28 protein-coding genes and 1 pseudogene are annotated in these 17,443 nt (G+C 65.8%); all 29 read left to right on the plus strand.

Annotated elements, in window-relative coordinates; all coding sequences use genetic code 11:
• Positions 1 to 47 precede the first annotated feature (47 nt).
• Entirely contained in the window at positions 48 to 1,238 is a 1,191-nt protein-coding gene (tuf, locus tag ASF27_RS04640; RefSeq protein ID WP_056171356.1) for an elongation factor Tu, read from the plus strand.
• 117 nt (positions 1,239 to 1,355) lie between these two features.
• Positions 1,356 to 1,451 (plus strand): annotated as a pseudogene (locus ASF27_RS22090) (elongation factor Tu); the annotation flags it as partial.
• 88 nt (positions 1,452 to 1,539) lie between these two features.
• The gene (gene rpsJ, locus ASF27_RS04645; protein ID WP_018044230.1) at positions 1,540 to 1,848 is read left to right on the plus strand and encodes a 30S ribosomal protein S10; all 309 of its coding nucleotides are present in this window, start codon (positions 1,540 to 1,542) and stop codon (positions 1,846 to 1,848) included.
• A 50-nt stretch (positions 1,849 to 1,898) separates the two neighbouring features.
• The gene (gene rplC, locus ASF27_RS04650; RefSeq protein WP_056171354.1) at positions 1,899 to 2,636 is read left to right on the plus strand and encodes a 50S ribosomal protein L3; all 738 of its coding nucleotides are present in this window, start codon (positions 1,899 to 1,901) and stop codon (positions 2,634 to 2,636) included.
• On the plus strand, positions 2,636 to 3,256 hold the full coding sequence (gene rplD / locus ASF27_RS04655; protein ID WP_056091573.1) for a 50S ribosomal protein L4: 621 nt from the start codon (positions 2,636 to 2,638) through the stop codon (positions 3,254 to 3,256). Before rplC ends, rplD begins: the two co-directional genes overlap by 1 nt.
• Positions 3,253 to 3,549, plus strand: coding sequence for a 50S ribosomal protein L23 (locus ASF27_RS04660; protein ID WP_056091577.1), 297 nt, complete (start codon positions 3,253 to 3,255; stop codon positions 3,547 to 3,549). Before rplD ends, ASF27_RS04660 begins: the two co-directional genes overlap by 4 nt.
• A gap of 27 nt (positions 3,550 to 3,576) precedes the next feature.
• On the plus strand, positions 3,577 to 4,413 hold the full coding sequence (gene rplB / locus ASF27_RS04665) for a 50S ribosomal protein L2 (protein ID WP_056171350.1): 837 nt from the start codon (positions 3,577 to 3,579) through the stop codon (positions 4,411 to 4,413).
• Between the two features lie 5 nt (positions 4,414 to 4,418).
• Positions 4,419 to 4,697 (plus strand): 30S ribosomal protein S19, encoded by a 279-nt coding sequence (gene rpsS, locus ASF27_RS04670; protein WP_056091583.1) that lies wholly within the window; start codon positions 4,419 to 4,421, stop codon positions 4,695 to 4,697.
• A gap of 2 nt (positions 4,698 to 4,699) precedes the next feature.
• Complete coding sequence (gene rplV, locus ASF27_RS04675; protein ID WP_056091586.1) at positions 4,700 to 5,086, plus strand: 50S ribosomal protein L22; 387 nt, start codon at positions 4,700 to 4,702, stop codon at positions 5,084 to 5,086.
• 10 nt (positions 5,087 to 5,096) lie between these two features.
• Entirely contained in the window at positions 5,097 to 5,837 is a 741-nt protein-coding gene (gene rpsC / locus ASF27_RS04680; protein ID WP_055949284.1) for a 30S ribosomal protein S3, read from the plus strand.
• A gap of 48 nt (positions 5,838 to 5,885) precedes the next feature.
• Positions 5,886 to 6,299 (plus strand): 50S ribosomal protein L16, encoded by a 414-nt coding sequence (gene rplP, locus ASF27_RS04685; protein WP_055949287.1) that lies wholly within the window; start codon positions 5,886 to 5,888, stop codon positions 6,297 to 6,299.
• A gap of 12 nt (positions 6,300 to 6,311) precedes the next feature.
• Positions 6,312 to 6,527, plus strand: a complete 216-nt coding sequence (rpmC, locus tag ASF27_RS21450) for a 50S ribosomal protein L29 (protein ID WP_056171348.1) — start codon at positions 6,312 to 6,314, stop codon at positions 6,525 to 6,527.
• 10 nt (positions 6,528 to 6,537) lie between these two features.
• The gene (gene rpsQ, locus ASF27_RS04695; RefSeq protein ID WP_056171346.1) at positions 6,538 to 6,798 is read left to right on the plus strand and encodes a 30S ribosomal protein S17; all 261 of its coding nucleotides are present in this window, start codon (positions 6,538 to 6,540) and stop codon (positions 6,796 to 6,798) included.
• Positions 6,799 to 7,657: 859 nt separating this feature from the next.
• Complete coding sequence (gene rplN / locus ASF27_RS04700) at positions 7,658 to 8,026, plus strand: 50S ribosomal protein L14 (RefSeq protein ID WP_055949294.1); 369 nt, start codon at positions 7,658 to 7,660, stop codon at positions 8,024 to 8,026.
• Positions 8,026 to 8,340, plus strand: coding sequence for a 50S ribosomal protein L24 (gene rplX, locus ASF27_RS04705; RefSeq protein ID WP_056091601.1), 315 nt, complete (start codon positions 8,026 to 8,028; stop codon positions 8,338 to 8,340). The genes rplN and rplX overlap by 1 nt, the downstream gene beginning before the upstream one ends.
• Positions 8,333 to 8,899 (plus strand): 50S ribosomal protein L5, encoded by a 567-nt coding sequence (rplE, locus tag ASF27_RS04710; protein ID WP_056171342.1) that lies wholly within the window; start codon positions 8,333 to 8,335, stop codon positions 8,897 to 8,899. Before rplX ends, rplE begins: the two co-directional genes overlap by 8 nt.
• Before the next feature lie 39 nt (positions 8,900 to 8,938).
• On the plus strand, positions 8,939 to 9,244 hold the full coding sequence (gene rpsN, locus ASF27_RS04715; protein ID WP_056171340.1) for a 30S ribosomal protein S14: 306 nt from the start codon (positions 8,939 to 8,941) through the stop codon (positions 9,242 to 9,244).
• A gap of 12 nt (positions 9,245 to 9,256) precedes the next feature.
• Positions 9,257 to 9,652: a 30S ribosomal protein S8 gene (rpsH, locus tag ASF27_RS04720; protein WP_055881679.1), complete on the plus strand. Its 396-nt coding sequence runs from the start codon at positions 9,257 to 9,259 to the stop codon at positions 9,650 to 9,652.
• Between the two features lie 24 nt (positions 9,653 to 9,676).
• On the plus strand, positions 9,677 to 10,210 hold the full coding sequence (gene rplF, locus ASF27_RS04725; protein ID WP_056171338.1) for a 50S ribosomal protein L6: 534 nt from the start codon (positions 9,677 to 9,679) through the stop codon (positions 10,208 to 10,210).
• A gap of 12 nt (positions 10,211 to 10,222) precedes the next feature.
• Complete coding sequence (gene rplR, locus ASF27_RS04730; protein WP_056171336.1) at positions 10,223 to 10,585, plus strand: 50S ribosomal protein L18; 363 nt, start codon at positions 10,223 to 10,225, stop codon at positions 10,583 to 10,585.
• A 93-nt stretch (positions 10,586 to 10,678) separates the two neighbouring features.
• Complete coding sequence (rpsE, locus tag ASF27_RS04735; protein WP_056171334.1) at positions 10,679 to 11,266, plus strand: 30S ribosomal protein S5; 588 nt, start codon at positions 10,679 to 10,681, stop codon at positions 11,264 to 11,266.
• Between the two features lie 11 nt (positions 11,267 to 11,277).
• Entirely contained in the window at positions 11,278 to 11,469 is a 192-nt protein-coding gene (gene rpmD, locus ASF27_RS04740) for a 50S ribosomal protein L30 (protein WP_056091618.1), read from the plus strand.
• Between the two features lie 11 nt (positions 11,470 to 11,480).
• On the plus strand, positions 11,481 to 11,984 hold the full coding sequence (gene rplO / locus ASF27_RS04745; RefSeq protein WP_056171333.1) for a 50S ribosomal protein L15: 504 nt from the start codon (positions 11,481 to 11,483) through the stop codon (positions 11,982 to 11,984).
• Between the two features lie 124 nt (positions 11,985 to 12,108).
• Positions 12,109 to 13,446, plus strand: a complete 1,338-nt coding sequence (gene secY / locus ASF27_RS04750; protein WP_056265540.1) for a preprotein translocase subunit SecY — start codon at positions 12,109 to 12,111, stop codon at positions 13,444 to 13,446.
• Positions 13,447 to 13,533: 87 nt separating this feature from the next.
• Positions 13,534 to 14,136, plus strand: coding sequence for an adenylate kinase (locus ASF27_RS04755; RefSeq protein ID WP_056171329.1), 603 nt, complete (start codon positions 13,534 to 13,536; stop codon positions 14,134 to 14,136).
• 236 nt (positions 14,137 to 14,372) lie between these two features.
• A complete protein-coding gene (gene rpsM, locus ASF27_RS04760) occupies positions 14,373 to 14,741 on the plus strand; it encodes a 30S ribosomal protein S13 (protein WP_056171364.1) in 369 nt (122 codons plus the stop codon).
• A 168-nt stretch (positions 14,742 to 14,909) separates the two neighbouring features.
• Positions 14,910 to 15,299, plus strand: coding sequence for a 30S ribosomal protein S11 (rpsK, locus tag ASF27_RS04765; protein ID WP_056171326.1), 390 nt, complete (start codon positions 14,910 to 14,912; stop codon positions 15,297 to 15,299).
• A 77-nt stretch (positions 15,300 to 15,376) separates the two neighbouring features.
• Positions 15,377 to 16,252 carry an MBL fold metallo-hydrolase gene (locus ASF27_RS04770; RefSeq protein WP_056358288.1) on the plus strand — a complete coding sequence of 292 codons (876 nt, stop codon included), beginning with the start codon at positions 15,377 to 15,379 and terminating at the stop codon, positions 16,250 to 16,252.
• A 125-nt stretch (positions 16,253 to 16,377) separates the two neighbouring features.
• On the plus strand, positions 16,378 to 17,397 hold the full coding sequence (locus tag ASF27_RS04775; protein WP_056171359.1) for a DNA-directed RNA polymerase subunit alpha: 1,020 nt from the start codon (positions 16,378 to 16,380) through the stop codon (positions 17,395 to 17,397).
• Positions 17,398 to 17,443: the final 46 nt, after the last annotated feature.

The raw sequence follows: 17,443 nt of genomic DNA on the forward strand, positions 1-17,443 counted from the left end.
GCTGAAATTCGCCTGCTTCCTGAAACACTGAGATTACGGAGGCTACGATGGCCAAAGAGAAATTCGCTCGTACGAAGCCGCACTGCAACATCGGCACGATCGGTCACGTGGACCACGGCAAGACGTCGCTGACGGCGGCGATCACGAAGGTCCTGGCCGAGTCGGGCGGTGCGACGTTCACGGCCTACGACCAGATCGACAAGGCGCCGGAGGAGAAGGCGCGCGGCATCACGATCTCGACGGCGCACGTCGAGTACGAGACCGCCAACCGGCACTACGCCCACGTCGATTGCCCGGGCCACGCCGACTACGTGAAGAACATGATCACGGGTGCGGCGCAGATGGACGGCGCGATCCTGGTGGTGTCGGCCGCCGACGGCCCGATGCCGCAGACCCGCGAGCACATCCTGCTCGCCCGCCAGGTCGGCGTGCCGGCCCTGGTGGTGTTCCTCAACAAGGTCGACCTCGTCGACGACGAGGAGCTCCTCGAGCTCGTCGAGATGGAGGTGCGCGAGCTCCTCTCCAAGTACGACTTCCCCGGCGACGACATCCCGATCACCAAGGGTTCGGCCAAGGTGGCCCTCGACAACGGCGACAAGGCCGTCGGCCACGACGCCGTGATCGCCCTGATGAAGACCGTGGACGACTACATCCCGCAGCCGGAGCGTCCCATCGACAAGCCGTTCCTGATGCCCATCGAGGACGTGTTCTCGATCTCGGGCCGCGGCACGGTGGTGACGGGTCGCGTCGAGCGCGGCATCGTCAAGGTCGGCGAGACCGTGGAGATCGTGGGCATCCGCGACACCCAGACCACGACGGTGACGGGCGTCGAGATGTTCCGCAAGCTCCTCGACCAGGGCCAGGCCGGCGACAACGTCGGCGTGCTCCTGCGCGGCACCAAGCGCGAGGACGTCGAGCGCGGCCAGGTCGTGTGCAAGCCCGGCTCGGTCAAGCCCCACACCAAGTTCAAGGCCGAGGCCTACATCCTGACGAAGGAGGAGGGCGGCCGCCACACGCCGTTCTTCACCAACTACCGCCCGCAGTTCTACTTCCGCACCACGGACGTGACCGGCGTGTGCGTTCTCCCCGAGGGCACCGAGATGGTGATGCCCGGCGACAGCGTGACCATGGACGTCACCCTCATCGTGCCGGTGGCCATGGAAGAGAAGCTGCGCTTCGCCATCCGTGAAGGCGGCCGCACCGTCGGCGCAGGCGTCGTCGCCGCCATCAACGAGTAGTCTTCCGTCCCACGGTCACGTCTGCAGGGAACGACAGAGGGGCGGGGCCTCGCGCCCGCCCCGATATCGCCCCGCCAAGGTTTAGGTCATGAACGGTCAGAATATTCGTATCCGCCNATCGTGCCGGTGGCCATGGAAGAGAAGCTGCGCTTCGCCATCCGTGAAGGCGGCCGCACCGTCGGCGCAGGCGTCGTCGCCGCCATCAACGAGTAGTCTTCCGTCCCACGGTCACGTCTGCAGGGAACGACAGAGGGGCGGGTCCTCGCGCCCGCCCCGATATCGCCCCGCCAAGGTTTAGGTCATGAACGGTCAGAATATTCGTATCCGCCTCAAGGCGTTCGATCATCGGATCCTCGATGCATCGACCCGCGAGATCGTCTCGACGGCCAAGCGCACCGGTGCCACCATCCGTGGTCCGATCCCGCTGCCGACGCATATCGAGAAGTTCACCGTCAACCGCTCGCCGCACATCGACAAGAAGTCGCGCGAGCAGTTCGAGATGCGCACCCACAAGCGCGTCCTCGATATCGTCGATCCGACGCCGCAGACCGTGGACGCGCTCATGAAGCTCGACCTCGCCGCCGGCGTGGACGTGGAGATCAAGCTCTAAGTCCCGCGGGGATTTAGAGCTTACCGTAAATCGCGCGAGGGGAGACACCTATGCGCTCAGGCGTCATTGCACAGAAGGTCGGCATGACCCGCATCTTTACGGATGCAGGCGAACATGTTCCGGTCACAGTGCTTAAAATCGATCAATGCCAGGTGGTTGCCCACCGTACCGTCGAGAAGAACGGTTACGTCGCCCTTCAGGTCGGCGTCGGAAAGGCCAAGGTGAAGAACGTGTCGGCTGCCGAGCGCGGCCGGTTCGCGGTCGCCAAGGTCGAGCCCAAGCAGAAGCTCGCCGAGTTCCGCGTGTCGGAAGACAAGCTGATCCCGGTCGGCGCCGAGATCACCGCCGACCATTTCATCCCGGGCCAGTTCGTCGACGTGACGGGCACCACCACGGGTAAGGGTTTCGCCGGTGGTATGAAGCGTTGGAACTTCGGTGGTCTGCGCGCGACCCACGGCGTGTCCGTGTCGCACCGCTCGATCGGTTCGACCGGTGGCCGTCAGGACCCGGGCAAGACCTTCAAGAACAAGAAGATGCCCGGTCACATGGGCGTCGATCGGGTGACCACCCAGAACCTGCGCGTCGTCCGCACGGACGTCGAGCGTGGCCTGATCCTGGTCGAGGGTGCGGTTCCCGGCGTCGCCGGCGGCTGGATCCAGATTCGCGACGCGGTGAAGCGCAAGCTCCCCGCGGACGTTCCGCAGCCTGGCAAGTTCCGTGAGCTCGGCGCTTCGCCCGTCTCCGACGCCCCGGCTCCCGAGGCTCCCGCTTCCGAGGAGAACGCGTGATGAAGCTCGATATCACCACCCTCGACGGCGCCGGAGCCGGCTCCGTCGAGCTCGACGAGACCATCTTCGGTCTCGAGCCCCGCGTGGACCTGCTCCAGCGCATGGTGCGCTGGCAGCTTGCCAAGCGTCAGGCCGGCACCCATGCGGTCAAGAACCGCTCGGACGTCAACCGGACCCGCAAGAAGCTGTACAAGCAGAAGGGCACCGGTAACGCTCGCCACGGCGCCGCCTCCGCTCCGCAGTTCCGCGGCGGTGGACGCGCCTTCGGTCCGGTCGTGCGCTCCCATGCCCACGACCTGCCCAAGAAGGTCCGCGCCCTGGCCCTCAAGCATGCCCTTTCGGCGAAGGTGAAGGATTCGACCCTCATCGTCATCGACGACGTCAAGCTCGAGGACGGCAAGACCAAGAACCTCGCCGCCCGCTTCGAGAAGATGGGTCTGTCGAGCGCGCTGTTCATCAGCGGGTCCGAGGTCGACGTGAACTTCGGTCGCGCCGCCCGGAACATCCCGATGATCGACGTGCTTCCGATCCAGGGCATCAACGTCTACGACATCCTGCGTCGCGACAAGCTCGTGCTGACGCGCGCAGCGATCGATGCGCTGGAGGCGCGTTTCAAATGAGTGCCGATCCGCGCCACTACGACATCATCGTCTCCCCGGTCATCACCGAGAAGGCGACGAACCTCACCGAACAGAACAAGGTCGTTTTCCGGGTTGCCCCGAAGGCGACGAAGCCGCAGATCAAGGAAGCGGTCGAGAAGCTGTTCGACGTCAAGGTGACGGGCGTGAACACGCTCGTGACCAAGGGCAAGAAGAAGATCTTCCGCGGGCTTCGCGGACAGCGTTCGGACGTGAAAAAAGCGATCGTGACCCTCGCCGAGGGTGAAACGATCGATGTCACGACCGGCCTCTGAGACAAGTCGGGTTAAGGATTACCACCGATGGCCTTGAAGACATTCAAACCGGTCACGCCGAGCCTTCGCCAGCTCGTGCTCGTCGACCGCCGTGAGCTCTACAAGGGCAAGCCGGTCAAGAAGCTCACCGAGGGCAAGTCGTCGTCCGGCGGCCGCAACAACCTCGGCCGCATTACCGTCCGCTTCCGTGGCGGCGGTCACAAGCGCACCCTGCGCAACGTCGACTTCAAGCGTCGCGTTCAGATGGGTGTGAGCGCCACCGTCGAGCGGATCGAGTACGATCCGAACCGCACGGCGTTCATCGCGCTGATCGCCTTCCCGGACGGCACGCAGAGCTACATCATCGCGCCCCAGCGTCTCTCGCCGGGTGACAAGGTGATCGCGGCCGAGCAGGTCGACATCAAGCCGGGCAATGCCGGTCCCGTCGGCAACATGCCGGTCGGCACCATCGTCCACAACGTCGAGCTGAAGATCGGCAAAGGCGGCGCGATCGCCCGCTCCGCCGGCAACTACGCTCAGATCGTCGGGCGCGACCAGGGCTACGTCACCCTGCGCCTGAACTCGGGCGAGCAGCGCCTGGTCCACGGTCAGTGCTTCGCCAGCGTCGGCGCGGTGTCGAACCCGGACCATATGAACATCTCGCTCGGCAAGGCGGGTCGTAACCGCTGGCTCGGCAGGCGCCCGCACGTTCGTGGTGTCGCCATGAACCCGGTCGATCACCCGCACGGCGGCGGTGAGGGACGCACGTCCGGCGGCCGTAACCCGGTCACGCCCTGGGGCGTTCCCACGAAGGGGAAGAAGACCCGCTCGAACAAGCGGACCGACGTCTTCATCCTGTCCAGCCGTCACAACCGCAAGAAGTAACCATCATGGCACGCTCGCTCTGGAAGGGGCCGTTCATCGACGGCTACCTCCTCAAGAAGGCTGAGACCGCGCGCGGATCCAGCCGCAACGAAGTCATCAAGATCTGGAGCCGCCGCTCCACGATCCTGCCGCAGTTCGTCGGGCTCACCTTCGGTGTGCACAACGGGCAGAAGCACATCCCGGTCTACGTGTCCGAGGAAATGGTCGGTCATAAGTTCGGTGAATTCTCGCCGACCCGTACCTTCCACGGTCACGCAGCCGACAAGAAGTCGAAGAGGCGCTGATCATGGGCAAGCCCGCCACTCCCCGCGCGCTCCCCGAGAACGAGGCTCAGGCCGTCGCGCGCATGCTGCGCGTCAGCCCCCAGAAGCTCAATCTCGTCGCGCAGCTCATTCGCGGCAAGAAGGTCGAGTCGGCCCTCGCCGATCTCGAATTCTCCCGCAAGCGGATCGCCCGCGAGGTCAAGAAGTGCCTCGAGAGCGCCATCGCCAATGCCGAGAACAACCACAATCTGGACGTCGATGATCTCATCGTCGCCCAGGCGTTCGTCGGAAAGGCCCTCGTGCTCAAGCGCTTCCACGCTCGTGCCCGCGGCCGCGGCGCCCGCATCCTGAAGCCCTTCGCGAACCTCACCATCGTGGTGCGCGAAGTCCCGACCGCCGAAGCGGCGTGAGGAGGACCTGATGGGCCAGAAAGTCAATCCGATCGGTCTGCGGCTCGGTATCAACCGGACCTGGGACTCCCGCTGGTTCGCCCAGAAGGGTGAATACGCGAAGCTCATGCACGAGGACGTCGCGATCCGCGCCGCCCTCATGAAGCAGCTGAAGCAGGCTGCCGTCTCGAAGATCGTCATCGAGCGTCCGCACCGGAAATGCCGCGTCACCATCCACTCGGGTCGTCCGGGCGTGGTGATCGGCAAGAAGGGCGCCGACATCGAGAAGCTCCGCAAGCTCGTCGGCACCCTGACCAAGGCCGACGTGACAATCAACATCGTCGAGGTGCGCAAGCCCGAGATCGACGCCACTCTGGTGGCCGACTCGATCGCCCAGCAGCTCGAGCGCCGTGTCGCCTTTCGTCGCGCCATGAAGCGTGCCGTGCAGTCGGCCATGCGTCTCGGCGCGGAGGGCATCCGGATCAATTGCTCCGGTCGTCTCGGTGGTGCCGAGATCGCCCGCCAGGAATGGTACCGCGAGGGCCGCGTGCCCCTGCATACCCTCCGGGCCGATGTCGATTACGGTGTCGCCACCGCCTTCACGACCTACGGGACATGCGGGATCAAGGTCTGGGTGTTCAAGGGCGAGATCCTCGAGCACGACCCGATGGCACAGGATAAGAAGGCGCAGGAAGAGGGTGGCCGTTCGGGCGGCCGTCGCGAGCGCGATGGCGAGGGTGGCCGCGAGCGCGGCCGGCGCGAGCACGCCTAACGGCGTGTTCGTGACCCCGTCGCCCTAGAAAGGTGTTGAGAGGCTGCCATGTTGCAACCCAAGAAGACCAGGTTTCGTAAGCAGTTCAAGGGTCGCATCCACGGTGCGGCCAAGGGCGGCTTCGACCTCAACTTCGGGACCTTCGGCCTGAAGGCCGTCGAGCCCGAGCGCATCACCGCGCGGCAGATCGAGGCGGCCCGCCGCGCGATCACCCGCGAGATGAAGCGTCAGGGCCGCGTCTGGATCCGGATCTTCCCGGATGTTCCGGTCACGGCCAAGCCCACCGAAGTCCGCATGGGCTCCGGTAAGGGTGCTCCCGAATTCTGGGCTGCCCGCGTGCATCCCGGTCGTATCATGTTCGAAGTCGACGGCGTGGCCGAGGACGTCGCGAAGGAGGCCCTGCGCCTCGGCGCGGCCAAACTCCCGATCCGCACGCGCGTCGTTCAGCGCATCGCTGACTGAGGGGGGGGGATCATGAAGTCGTCACAGAGACAGTCGGATCTCGCCGCCCTGTCGCCCGATCAGCTGAGCGATGAGCTGCTGAACCTGAAGAAGGAGCAGTTCAACCTGCGCTTCCAGGGTGCCACCGGCCAGCTTGAGAACGTCGCGCGGGTCCGCGAAGTCCGCCGCGATATTGCCCGCGTCCGTACACTTCAGCGTCAGAAGACGCTGAAGTCCGCGCAGGCTTGAGGAGTACACCATGCCGAAGCGCGTATTGCAGGGCGTCGTCGTCAGCGACAAGGGCGAGAAGACCGTCGTCGTGAAGGTGGAGCGTCGCTTCACCCATCCGGTGATGAAGAAGACCGTCCGTCGTTCGAAGAACTATCACGCCCACGACGAAGGCAATGTGGCCAAGGTCGGCCAGACCGTATCGATCGAGGAATGCCGTCCGTTCTCGAAGACCAAGACCTGGCAGCTGATCTCCGGCGCCGCGTCCGAGGTTCCCGCCGCCGAGGCGTGACCTCGTCGTCAGGACCGACCAAAAACGGGCGCAGGTTTCTGCGCCCGTTTTTTTGTGCCCGGCGGAGAAAGGGTTCCGCAACGGGATGCGTTGAACGCCTGCGTCGTCCGCCCGAACCCGGGGATCCTCTCGCCCGTCCGAGACGGCGCCGTATCAGGGCGCCTCATATGGTTTCCGGCTGATCCGTTCGGTGACGCGGTGAATCGCGGGTCCTTACACCTTCCAGGAGAGGGAGCCCGTCGCGCCGGCTCGATCCGAGGTGATCGGGCGGACACCGTATCAGGCGCCGTCGTAGCGGCCGCGGCCGGCTTCTCCCGCTGCGCCACCGTCGACCAATCGCCGGCCATGATGCTGCCGTAGGGCTCGACCGAATCGACGATGTCCGCGAGGCCATAGGTCCGGATCCGCGCCCGGACCGATACTGCGGCCTTGTAGGCACCCGGTAGGCCGAACGCGGCTCGGATGCGATGTGACGAGCGAGCCGGCCGATGCGTTCGGCATCCGTGCAAACCCTCTCAGGGTCCGCGACCCACAGTCGATCCTGTGCGGGAAGGTTGCTTCGGGTTCCTTGGCATCCGGGTTCCGGCCACGGCATCGTGGATCGCCGGCGGGACGGTTTCTCTGGCGGTTCCTGCGACGGGCCTTGCACCGGCAAGCCGGCTGATGTATTGGGCATGCCTTCGCGACAGTTGAGAGGGGTGCTCGCACCTTTCGAACGCGGTGACCGCGCCGGTGTGAAAGCACCGATAGCGCGGTTCGTCATATGAGCCGGGGACATCAGATCCCCCTCAGGCGTCGTCCGCCGGACAATACCGTCCGCGTGCGGAAACCCGCCTGAAACAAAGAAAGGTCACTGCCCGTGATCCAGATGCAGACGAATCTGGACGTCGCCGACAACTCGGGTGCACGCCGTGTGATGTGCATCAAGGTTCTGGGCGGGTCGAAGCGTAAATACGCCGGTGTCGGCGACATCATCGTGGTCTCGGTCAAGGAAGCGATTCCCCGGGGTCGCGTGAAGAAGGGCGACGTCATGAAGGCCGTCGTCGTGCGCACCGCCAAGGAAGTGAAGCGTCCCGACGGTTCGGTGATCCGCTTCGACAAGAACGCCGCCGTTCTGATCAACAATCAGAAGGAGCCGATCGGCACCCGCATCTTCGGACCGGTGCCGCGCGAGCTTCGCGCCCGCAACCACATGAAGATCATCTCGCTCGCGCCGGAGGTGCTGTAATGGCCGCTAAGGTCAAGAAGGGCGACACGGTCGTCGTTCTCACCGGTCGCGACAAGGGTCGCTCCGGCGAGGTCACCCAGGTGCTCCCCAAGGAAGACCGCGCCTTCGTGCGTGGCATCAACTTGGTCAAGAAGCATCAGAAGCAGACGCAGAACCAGGAAGGCGGCATCGTCTCCAAGGAAGCTGCGATCCAGCTCTCGAATCTCGCGTTGCAGGACGCGAACGGCAAGCCGACTCGCGTGGGTTTCCGCATCCTCGAAGACGGCCGCAAGGTTCGCTTCGCCAAGACCACGGGGGACCAGATCGATGGCTGAGAAGAACATTGACGGGTACGTCCCGCGCCTGCGCAAGCATTACGACGAAGTCGTTCGTCAGAAGCTGATCGAAGAGTTCGGCTACGCCAACCCGATGCAGGTGCCGACGATCTCCAAGATCGTCATCAACATGGGTGTCGGCGAGTCCACCGCCGATTCGAAGAAGGCCTCTGTCGCCGCCGGCGATCTGGCCCTCATCGCCGGTCAGAAGCCGGTCATCACCAAGGCCCGCAAGGCCATCGCGACCTTCAAGGTCCGCGAGGGCATGCCCATCGGCTGCAAGGTCACCCTGCGCCGCCAGCGCATGTACGAGTTCATGGACCGCCTCGTCACCATCGCGCTTCCCCGCGTGCGTGACTTCCGCGGCCTGAACCCCCGCTCGTTCGACGGCAACGGCAACTACGCGCTCGGCCTCAAGGAGCACCTCGTGTTCCCGGAGATCTCGTACGACAAGGCCGAGGCCACCTGGGGCATGGACATCGTCATCCAGACGACGGCCCGCACCGATGCTGAGGCGCGTGCGCTCCTCACGCAGTTCCGATTCCCGTTCCGGCAGTGAGGCCTGCTTAGGTCTCATACGCGGACACCGGAGAGAGAAATGGCAAAGAAAAGCTCCATCGAGAAGAACAAGCACCGCGAAGCGCTGGTCAAGCTCTATGCTCCCAAGCGCAAAGCCCTGCTGGCGACGGCGAACGATCAGTCCCTCGAAATGGAGGAGCGCTTCGAGGCGCGCCTCAAGCTCGCGGAACTGCCCCGCAATTCGTCGCCCACCCGCGTCCGCAACCGTTGCGGCATCACCGGCCGTCCGCGCGCCTTCTATCGCAAGATGGGCATCTCGCGCATCGCGCTGCGCGAACTCGGCAACCAGGGTCTGATCCCCGGTCTCGTCAAGTCGAGCTGGTAAGGAGCAACCACCATGGTCAACGATCCCGTGGGTGATATGCTCACCCGCATCCGCAACGGTCAGCAGCGCCGCCGCAACGTCGTCCAGACGCCCGGTTCGCGCCTGCGTGCCAGCGTGCTCGACGTCCTCAAGTCCGAGGGCTACATCCGTGACTACGCGACCACGGATTACGGCAACGGCCGCACCGAGTTCGCGATCGAGCTGAAGTACTACGACGGCCAGCCCGTCATCCGCTCGATCCAGCGCGTGTCGAAGCCCGGCCGCCGGGTCTACTCGTCGGTCGGCGAGCTGCCGCGTGTCGCCGACGGTCTCGGCGTCACCATCGTGTCCACCCCGCAGGGCGTCATGGCCGACCACGAGGCGCGCGAGCGCAACGTCGGCGGCGAAGTGCTCTGCAAGGTGTTCTGATCCTGGACTTGGAGGAATAAGGCGATGTCTCGCGTAGGCAAGAAGCCCGTTCCCGTCCCGTCCGGTGTGACGGCCACGGTGACCGGTCAGACGGTTAAGATGAAGGGCTCCAAGGGCGAGCTCCAGTACGTCGTTCCCAACGTGGTCGACGTGAAGTTCGAGGACGGCGCCGTCTCGGTGCAGCCCCGGAACCAGACCAAGGAGGCCCGCTCGCTGTGGGGCACCTCCCGTGCTCAGGTGGCGAACCTCGTCGAGGGCGTCTCCAAGGGCTTCGAGAAGAAGCTCGAGATCACCGGCGTGGGTTACCGCGCCGCGATGGCCGGCAAGGCACTCAAGCTCTCGCTCGGCTACAGCCACGACATCGAGTACGAGATCCCCGTCGGGATCACGATCGCGGTGCCGAAGCCCACCGAAATCGTCATCTCCGGCATCGACCGGCAGGTGGTCGGCCAGGTGGCAGCCGAGATCCGCGACTATCGCAGTCCCGAGCCCTACAAGGGCAAGGGCGTGAAGTACGCGGGTGAGTTCATCTTCCGCAAGGAAGGCAAGAAGAAGTAAGGGCCGGCCAACATGTCACGCAAAATCGATGCACTCGACCGCCGCAAGGCGCGTGTGCGCCGCGCGCTGCGGGCGGCGGCCAACGGACGGCCCCGGCTCTCGGTGTTCCGTTCTTCCAAGCAGATCTACGTCCAGGTCATCGACGACGCCGCGGGCAAGACCCTCGCGGCGGCGTCCAGCCTCGACAAGGATCTGCGGACCGGTCTGAAGACCGGTGCCGACGTCTCTGCCGCCCAGGCGGTGGGCAAGCTCGTCGCGGAGCGCGCCAAGGCAGCCGGCGTCACCCAGGTGATCTTCGATCGCTCGGGCTACCTCTATCACGGGCGCGTCAAGGCGCTCGCCGACGCCGCCCGCGAAGGCGGTCTCGAGTTCTAAGATTGGCGGAGGGGAGCGGTTTCGGCCGTTCCCCGTCCTGACGATTCAAGCGAGCGGGTCCGCCACCCGCGCCAGTGAGATGGAAGTGTAAGAATGGCACGTGAACGTGAAGGCGGGGGCCGCGGCCGCCGCGATGAGCGCGAGGAGCGCGACAGCGAGTTCGTGGACAAGCTCGTCCACATCAACCGCGTCGCCAAGGTCGTGAAGGGCGGACGTCGCTTCGGCTTCGCTGCCCTCGTCGTCGTCGGCGATCAGAAGGGCCGCGTCGGCTTCGGCCACGGCAAGGCCCGCGAAGTCCCCGAGGCGATCCGCAAGGCGACGGAAGCCGCCAAGCGCGGCCTCGTCCGCGTGGCCCTGCGTGAGGGCCGCACCCTGCACCACGACGTCCAGGGACGTCACGGTGCCGGCAAGGTCATCCTGCGCGCCGCTCCCCAGGGTACCGGCATCATCGCCGGCGGCCCGATGCGCGCCGTCTTCGAGACGCTGGGCATGCAGGACGTGGTGGCCAAGAGCCTCGGCTCCTCGAACCCCTACAACCTCGTGCGCGCCACCTTCGACGCCCTGAAGAACGAGGACAGCCCGCGCTCCGTCGCGGCCCGTCGCGGTCTCAAGGTGTCGGCGCTCCAGGCCCGCCGTCGTGACGCCGATCCGTCCGACTTGTCCGAAGCCGCAGTGGCTTGAGGGAGGGTCAGATGGCACAGAAGACCGTCCGTATCGAGCAGATCGGCTCGCCGATCCGCCGTGAGGGCGACCAGCGCGCGACGCTGATCGGCCTCAAGCTCAACAAGCTGCACCGGGTCTCCGAGCTGGAGGATACCCCCTCCGTGCGCGGCATGATCCGCAAGGTGCAGCACCTCGTGCGTGTCCTTGGCGACGCGGCCTGAGGGAGGGCATCATGAAACTGAATGAACTCCACGACAATCCCGGCGCAACCAAGAACCGGATGCGCGTTGGCCGGGGCATCGGCTCCGGCAAGGGCAAAACCGCTGGACGCGGCGTGAAGGGTCAGAAGGCCCGCACCGGCGTGTCCATCAAGGGCTTCGAGGGCGGTCAGATGCCGCTGCATCGTCGCTTGCCCAAGCGCGGCTTCAACAACCTGTACTCGACGGACCTGAACGAGGTGAACCTCGGCCGCGTCCAGCAGGCGTTGGATGCCGGTCGTCTCGAAGCCGGTGCGGTCGTCACCGTCGAGACCCTGATCGCCGCGGGCGTGTGCGCCCGTGCCCGTGACGGCGTCAAGCTCCTCGGCGTCGGCGAGCTGACCACGAAGGTCTCCTTCGAGGTGACCCGCGCGTCGAAGTCGGCCATCGAGGCCGTCGAAAAGAACGGCGGAACCGTCACCGTGACCTTCGGCGACGGCGTGTCCACCCGTGGCAAGCCCGCCCGCGTGGTTGCGTAGACTCGAGACCGACTTTAAGTCGAACCTCTGAGCGGCGGCCCGTGCGACCTCGCGCGTGGCCGCCGTTTCAGTTTATCGGGGAGCTGTTCGCTCCCGTGCGAATCGTGACTCAGGAACCGGTGCCATGGCCTCAGCCGCCGAGCAGCTTGCCGCGAACCTCAATTTCGGGGCCATCGCCAAGGCCGACGAGCTCAAGAAGCGGATCTGGTTCACCCTGGGTGCGCTGATCGTCTTCCGGCTCGGCACCTACATTCCGATTCCCGGCATCGATCCCGAGCAGTTCGCCCGGAACTTCCAGCAGCAGGCGGGCGGCGTGCTCGGGCTGTTCAACATGTTCTCCGGCGGTGCCGTCGAGCGCATGGCGATCTTCGCCCTCAACATCATGCCGTACATCTCGGCCTCCATCATCATTCAGCTGCTGACCTCGGTCGTTCCGACCCTGGAGGCGCTGAAGAAGGAGGGTGAGTCCGGCCGCAAGGTCATCAATCAGTACACCCGCTACCTCACGGTGGTGCTGGCCCTGGTCCAGAGCTGGGGCATCGCCTTCGGCCTCCAGAGTTCGAGCGCGGCCATCGAGCCGGGGCCGTTCTTCATCCTGTCCACGGTCATCACCCTGACGGGCGGCACGTTGTTCCTCATGTGGATCGGCGAACAGATCACCTCGCGCGGCATCGGCAACGGCTCGTCGCTCATCATCTTCGCCGGCATCGTCGCCCACCTGCCGGTCGCCATCGTGGGTGCACTGGAGCTGAGCCGCACCGGGGCGCTCTCCTCCGCCGTCATCCTGGGCATGGGCGTCGCCGCCATCGCCCTGGTCTACTTCATCGTGTTCATGGAGCGCGCCCAGCGTCGGCTCCTGATCAACTACCCCAAGCGCCAGGTCGGCAATAAGATGTACGAGGGCCAGACCTCGTTCCTGCCGCTGAAGCTCAACACCGCCGGCGTGATTCCGCCGATCTTCGCCTCGTCGCTCCTGCTGCTGCCCGCCACCGTGGCGAGCTTCTCGGCGAACAACGGCGGCACCGGCATCCTGGCGACGATCACGACCTATATCGGCCACGGCCGGCCGCTCTACATGGTGCTGTACGCCGCCCTGATCATCTTCTTCGCGTTCTTCTATACCGCGGTGGTGTTCAACCCCGAGGAGACGGCGGACAACCTGAAGAAGCACGGCGGCTTCATTCCCGGAATCCGGCCGGGCGAGCGTACCGCGGCCTTCATCGACAAGGTCCTCACGCGCATCACCCTCATCGGCGCCCTGTATTTGACCTTCGTCTGTCTGGTGCCCGAAATCCTGGCGTCGTACTCTTCGGCCAGCATCGGGTTCGGCGGCACGTCGCTCCTCATCGTCGTCTCGGTGACGATGGATACGGTGGCGCAGATCCACGGTCACCTGATGGCCCACCAATACGAAGGCCTCGTCAAGAAGGCCAAGCTGCGGGGCGCCACGCGGCGCCGCTGAGCACCCATCGGGCGAGCCTATCAGCGACGGCGTTCCCTTTTCGAGGGCGCCGCCCTTCAAGAAGAACGGACCTGAGGAAACGACGCCATGCGGATCATTCTGCTCGGACCGCCGGGAGCTGGTAAGGGAACGCAGTCGGCGCGCATCGTCGAGCGGTTCGGCATTCCGCAGCTCTCCACCGGGGATATGCTGCGGGCGGCGGTGGCCGCCGGTACGCCCGTGGGCCTCGAGGCCAAGGCGATCATGGAAAGCGGCGGGCTCGTTCCCGACGCCGTCGTCGTCGGTATCGTCGCCGACCGGATCGAGGAAGCGGACGCGCGCAACGGCTTCATCCTCGACGGTTTCCCCCGGACGGTCGCGCAGGCCGCCGCCCTCGACCGGATGCTCGAGAAGAAGAACCTCGCCCTCGACACCGTGGTCGAGTTCGCCGTGGACGAGGACGCCTTGATCGGACGCATCGCCAAGCGCGCCTCCGAGACCGCCGCCCGCGGCGAACCCGTACGCAAGGACGACACGCCCGAGGTGTTCAAGACGCGCTTCGAAGCCTATCGCGAGCTCACCGCGCCGCTCTCCGCCTATTACGCCAGCCTCGGCATGCTGGAGACCCTCGACGGCATGAAACCGGTCGACGAGGTCACCGGGGATCTCATGGCGACCCTGGAGCGCCATGTCGAAACGACGGCGTCCTGAGTCGAAACGACGGCGTCCTGAGCGGCTGGATTTGTTACCATCGAGTTGACAGCGGGACCGGCCCGCGCTAGTGGGCCGGTCTTCGTTCACACGGATTGGGTCCGGGCCGCCTCGCCAGAGGTTGCCGCGGGCCGCTTTGTCGTTCTGGACGGTACGCAGGGGCCGGTCTCCACCGGACGCGTATCACGATAACCCGGGCCGGACCGATTGGGTCCGCTGCCCAGATGGAGAAGACCTTGGCTCGTATCGCTGGCGTTAACATCCCGACCAACAAGCGCGTCGTCATCGCGCTTCAGTACATCCACGGCATCGGTTCGAAGAAGGCGGAAGAGATCACGGAGAAGGTCGGCATCCCGGCCGAGCGCCGTGTGAACCAGCTCACCGACGCCGAGGTTCTGTCGATCCGCGAGACCATCGATCGCGATTATCTCGTCGAGGGCGACCTGCGCCGCGAAGTCTCGATGAACATCAAGCGCCTGATGGATCTGGGCTGCTACCGTGGCCTGCGCCACCGCCGCAACCTGCCCGTCCGCGGCCAGCGCACGCACACCAACGCCCGCACCCGCAAGGGCAAGTCCAAGCCCATCGCCGGCAAGAAGAAGTAAGCATTCGCATTTCGGGAGGCCGTGGTTCGCTCGGCCTCCCGAACGTCGATCCGGGTACCCCTCACGGAGGCCCGGTGTGTCGGTACGGTCTTCCACGCCCGCGCCGCCACCTCCCAGAGAATCCCGAGCGCCTGGTATGACGGGCGCGTTTGAAGGACGAGAACCAAGATGGCCAAGGAAACAACCCGCGTTCGTCGCCGCGAACGCAAGAACATCGTCTCGGGCGTCGCGCATGTGAACGCGTCGTTCAACAACACGATGATCACCATCACCGACGCCCAGGGCAACACCATCTCGTGGTCGTCCGCTGGCGCCATGGGCTTCAAGGGCTCGCGCAAGTCGACCCCGTACGCGGCCCAGGTCGCCGCCGAGGACGCGGCCCGCAAGGCCGCCGAACACGGCATGCGCACCCTCGAAGTCGAGGTGTCCGGCCCCGGCTCCGGCCGTGAATCCGCCCTGCGCGCGCTTCAGGCCGCCGGCTTCACCGTGACCTCCATCCGCGACGTCACGTCGATCCCGCACAACGGCTGCCGCCCCCGCAAGCGTCGGCGCGTCTAAGACTGACGAAAACCGGCCGGGCCGGTCCGAAAGGACTCCGCCCCGGCCGGCATTTTAGGTGTGTGACGGAGACGTGCGTGTCGAACGGTTCGAGTCCGCTTCCCGGTGTGCTGCGGTGGACCTTGGGTGATCTCACGGTCACGGTTCTGAATGACGGCTACCTGCCCGGGTCGCTCGACCTCGTCGTCGGGATCGATACGGATGAGGCCGGCTCGCTTCAGGCGGCCGGCTTTCGCGCGCGCGATCCTCGCATCACCCTCAACGCGTTTCTCATCACCGGGCCGGGCCGGGCGCCGATCCTCATCGATACGGGCATGGGTCGATTCGGGGGCGATACCCTCGGGCGTGTCCCGGCGGCCCTGGCCGCCGCGGGTGTCCGGGCCGAGGATGTCGGCACGGTGCTGCTGACCCACCTGCACCCCGACCATGCCGGCGGTCTCGTCACCGCCGATGGCTCGGCGGCGTTCGTCAATGCAGAACTCGTCGTGCACGCCGACGAGTCGGCGCACTGGCTCGACGAGGGTGCCCTGTCCCGTGCGCCGGAAGGGGCCAAGCCCTATTTCGAGAACGCCGCCAAAGCGACATCCCCTTACGCGGGTCGGCTGCGGACCGTGACCGGCGGCGAGGTCGCGCCCGGGATCACCATGGTCCCGTTGCCCGGCCACACGCCGGGTCATTCCGGCTATCGGATCGTGTCGGGCGACCACGCACTCCTGATGTGGGCCGACATCGTCCACCTGCCGGCGATCCAGTTCAAGCGTCCGGACGCCGGGATGGTGTTCGACGTCGACGCGGACGCAGCGCGCCAGGTGCGCCGCCGCATCCTCGACGAGGTCGCCACCGACCGGACCTTCATCGCCGGCGCCCATCTCGAATTCCCGGCCCTGGGCTACGTCGCCCGGGACGGGGCCGCTTACAGCTTCGTCCCCGAACTCTGGGTCGCGGCACACTGAATCCGTTCGCTGCGAAAGCGGCGAGCGCCATCCTTTTCAAGGGGTTTCGGCGCTGAGGCGCAGCATCGAAACCCGAGCGTGGACCGCCCGTGTGGGCCGCGCCGATCGTCGCGAGAGGTAGCATCGTGGTCATTCAGAAGAACTGGCAAGAGCTCATCAAGCCGAACAAGCTCCAGGTCTCGACCGGTCACGACCCCAAGCGGGTCGCCACCGTCGTGGCCGAGCCGCTCGAGCGTGGTTTCGGCACGACGCTGGGCAACTCGCTCCGCCGCGTGCTGCTGTCCTCGCTTCAGGGCGCGGCCGTGACCTCGGTGCAGATCGACGGCGTGCTGCATGAGTTCTCGTCGATCCCCGGCGTGCGCGAGGATGTCACCGACATCGTCCTCAACATCAAGACCATCGCCATCCGCTCGCAGACCGAGGCGCCCAAGCGCCTGACCCTGCGCAAGACCGGCCCCGGCCTCGTCACCGCCGGCGACATCGGCACGGTCGGCGACGTCCAGATCCTCAACCCCGACCTCGTCATCTGCACCCTCGACGACGGCGCCGAGATCCGGATGGAGTTCACCGTCGCCACCGGCAAGGGCTACGTCCCGGCCGAGCGCAACCGTCCCGAGGACGCACCCATCGGGCTGATCCCCGTGGACGCCCTGTTCTCGCCCGTGACCAAGGTCAGCTACCGCATCGAGACCACCCGCGAGGGCCAGGATCTCGACAAGGACAAGCTGACGATGACCATCGAGACCAACGGCGCGGTGACGCCCGAGGACGCGCTGGCCTACGCCGCACGCATCATCCAGGACCAGCTCCAGGTGTTCGTGAACTTCGAGGAGCCCCGCAAGGAAGAGGCGCAGCCGCTCGCGCCGCAGCTCCCCTTCAACCCGGCCCTGCTCAAGAAGGTCGACGAGCTCGAGCTGTCGGTCCGTTCGGCGAACTGCCTGAAGAACGACAACATCGTCTACATCGGCGACCTGATCCAGAAGTCGGAGGGCGAGATGCTGCGCACCCCGAACTTCGGCCGCAAGTCGCTCAACGAGATCAAGGAAGTGCTCGCCGCCATGGGCCTCCACCTCGGCATGGACATCCCCGGCTGGCCGCCGGAAAACATCGAAGATCTCGCCAAGCGCTTCGAAGAGCATTATTAGGGCGAGCCGCCCCGGCCGGGACTTTCTGGCGCGTCGCGGCGCCGTT

Source organism: Methylobacterium sp. Leaf102 (genome assembly GCF_001422425.1).
Taxonomy (GTDB): Bacteria; Pseudomonadota; Alphaproteobacteria; order Rhizobiales; family Beijerinckiaceae; genus Methylobacterium.